The organism is Caballeronia sp. (assembly GCF_028292365.1).
Taxonomy (GTDB): domain Bacteria; phylum Pseudomonadota; class Gammaproteobacteria; order Burkholderiales; family Burkholderiaceae; genus Caballeronia.
In genome coordinates this window covers 1-2,719 of record NZ_JAQGMM010000372.1, presented here as the reverse complement: position 1 = coordinate 2,719, position 2,719 = coordinate 1, and the positions used below count along the sequence as shown (strand labels likewise).

Annotated in this window: 3 protein-coding genes; 1 reads left to right on the top strand and 2 read right to left on the bottom strand. The window is 58.4% G+C overall.

What is annotated here, in order from left to right:
* Positions 1 to 309 precede the first annotated feature (309 nt).
* Positions 310 to 1,794 (bottom strand): PLP-dependent aminotransferase family protein, encoded by a 1,485-nt coding sequence (locus tag JWR14_RS22890; RefSeq protein WP_299712387.1) that lies wholly within the window; start codon positions 1,792 to 1,794, stop codon positions 310 to 312.
* A gap of 213 nt (positions 1,795 to 2,007) precedes the next feature.
* Here JWR14_RS22890 and JWR14_RS22885 point away from each other — a divergent pair, with 213 nt between their 5' ends.
* Positions 2,008 to 2,370, top strand: coding sequence for a hypothetical protein (locus JWR14_RS22885; RefSeq protein ID WP_299712384.1), 363 nt, complete (start codon positions 2,008 to 2,010; stop codon positions 2,368 to 2,370).
* Positions 2,371 to 2,389: 19 nt separating this feature from the next.
* On the opposite strand, the gene JWR14_RS22880 is transcribed toward JWR14_RS22885, so the two are convergent.
* Positions 2,390 to 2,719, bottom strand: a 330-nt coding sequence (locus JWR14_RS22880) for an MEKHLA domain-containing protein (protein ID WP_299712382.1), incomplete at its 5' end; no start/stop codon positions are given.

Genomic DNA, 2,719 nt, shown 5'->3' with positions numbered 1-2,719 from the left:
GAGAGATGCACGGGAAAAGTACTGCGACGCGCACCATCTGCCTGCAGGCAAGACGGCGGCTAGAAATTCAAGCGCGGAGTCCTGCCGGTCAGGCAGCTAAGCAATCCGAGAGTTGACGACTACAAGTCGTCCAAGGCATTAGCCCGATTTATGACAATGACCGAATTTTAGGCAGCCACTAAATCACAAGTCAACACTATTCGCCAAGAAGAGCAGAAGCGCGTGACCGGATATATGAAAGCTTGAAGAAAAGCCTTGCCAATGCCGCATATAAAGAAGCGCGTCGATATTTTTATCGAGCGCTATTCGCTATTGCCCCTGGCCAATTTCGCTAGCCAGCTTCCCTAATCGCTGCAACGCATCGTCCAGGGTTTGATCGAACGGCTGCGGACAGCTCAAACGAATGAACGAAACAAAGCGCTGAGAATTGGAGAATATGGTCCCGGGTGCAATGCGAATGCCGCGCGTCAACGCCTCTTCGAACAGCCGGCCCGAATCCGTACCAGCCGGCAACTCGACCCAAAGCACGATGCCGCCAACCGGCACGCTAAGGCGCGTACCGGTTGGGAAATAACGCGCAATAGCATCGGCGGTCGCTTCCCGCTGCGTCCGCAATCGATCCCGCAACTGGAAGAGATGCCGGTCGTACGCACCTGTGCCGATGAATTCCGCGGCAACGAGTTGAGACAAGCTCTCGTTGTTCCTGCTCTGCGCAAACTTGAGCATCTTGACGCGCGCGTGCCATCGCCCCGACGACATCCACCCTAGCCTTAAACCAGGCGCCAAAACTTTATTCAACGATGCGCAATGAATTACGCCGCCGTCGCGATCCCATGCCTTCAGAGGCTTGTATTGCGCGGCGTCATCAAGCAGTTCCCGATACGGCTCGTCCTCGATCACCGCCACCTTATGCCGCGCGCAAAGCCGGACGAGCCCGGCCTTTCGTTCGTTTGGCATCACGCTGCCCAATGGATTTTGCAGATGCGGCACGACCACCACGGCCTTGATGTTCCCATAGGCGAGCATTGCCATTTCCAGCGCTTCGAGTGACATCCCGGTTGTCGGGCTGGTCGAAATCTCGAGCGCGCGCAAACCCAGGCTCTCGATAATTTGCAATAAGCCAAAGAACGCCGGGGACTCGATGGCGACAGTGTCGCCTGCCTGAGTCACCGCGCGCAGCGCCAGGTTCACCGCTTCCACGCCTCCCGTCGTAGCAATCACCTCATCGGGCGAGAGCGTCATCCCCGCCGAAAGAGCACGTTTTGCAATGGCTTGCCGAAGCACGGTTCCCGCTGCTTCTCCTGCGGCTTCCGTCAGCAGTGTTGGCTGGTGCCGCAGTATTTTTATGGTCAGCGCTTGCAGCCGGGCGGTCGGGTAAAGCGATGCCGCGGCCGTTGCTCCGCCTAGGTTCAGCGCTTCGGGAAACCGTTGCGCTCGCGCGATCACTTTCGAAATGGATTCGTGCAGACCGACGAATTGCGCTTCCGCCGGGACAGTTTGATTGTCCGGCTCACCAACGCTGGGTAAGAGCGGCGCCGTCCGCCGGCGAACGAAATATCCGGAGCGTGGCTTGGCTTGCAGCCAGCCTGCATCTTCGAGTCGCCTGAAGACCTGCAGCGCTGTCGAGAGGCTGACCTGATGCCGATGCATCAACGCCCGGACGGAGGGCATGCGATCGCCCGGCACGAGCGTCCCTGCGGCGATCACCCGGCGGTAGTGCTCGGCAAGACGTTCATACAGCGGCTCGCCGTCCATGGGCAGGTCGCGCGGCGGCGTTTCAATGGAGAGGGTCATTGTGCAGATGCTGCGGGTAACCCGACGCTCGCGCCAGATACAGACGTCGGGAAATTGGACGGAAACAGATAAGTATTAGCGGATCTGTTACGCAACAGATTGTACAGCGCTGAATCTGTCGCCAAGCGAGGCACATCACTAAGCTTGAGCCGTGCTTGAGCCCTTTCACGATGGGCTTGGCGAAAATCCTGACAAACGGAGAAGGTGCCCCTCATGAAATCGATCAGGCAGTATTTCTACCCCGGGCAACGGTATGCCCGACATCAGCGCGCGGGAACGCAGGTTATTGCCATCGACGGGATGCTTCGGTTGACCTACCGTGACCCTGCTCTGGATTGGCTTTTGAACGTGACATCTCCCGTGGTGGTCAAGTTAGAAGAAGGGGGATGCCACGTGCTGCCCTGCGACACGTTCGTGGAAATCGAAGCGGTCGGATTTTCAGCGGTCAACGGGCTGATCCACGTACCCGGGCAAAGCTATGCGGTCGTTGCGGTTATCCGGAGCGGCATCGCTTGGCTTGCATCATGTGTGCGTGCTAACGCCCAAAGATCGGGCAAGCGGAGAACACAGGGCTGATGTCTGCGACCGATTCCGCCTAGACGTCTTTCCATTGCCGATAAGTCGCGGCCTGCCCGCAATAGGTTCCCTCACGGTTGACCAGGTTCCACACCGTCACATTCTCGATCCAGAAGCGCCTTCCCGACTTGGCTATACGAAGGCCACGGTATCCGCTTGCATAGCCTTTAGTTCGCACGGATTCCAGCAAACCGTCGCGTTCCTCGCGGTTAGGATGTTCCGCGGATAACCGGGAACGCAGCGCCGTCATTTCGTCCCACGTGTATTCGAAACATTGCTGAGCCGCGCGGTTTGCGTAGACAAACCGCGGGTCGGCGTCCGTGTTGTGCGCGACTACGCAAAATGGCGC

Excerpts from the sequence above, each read along its gene's own strand:
- JWR14_RS22885 (WP_299712384.1), top strand. The coding sequence starts at position 2,008 with ATGAAATCGATCAGGCAGTATTTCTACCCCGGGCAACGGTATGCCCGA.
- JWR14_RS22890 (WP_299712387.1), bottom strand. The coding sequence starts at position 1,794 with ATGACCCTCTCCATTGAAACGCCGCCGCGCGACCTGCCCATGGACGGC.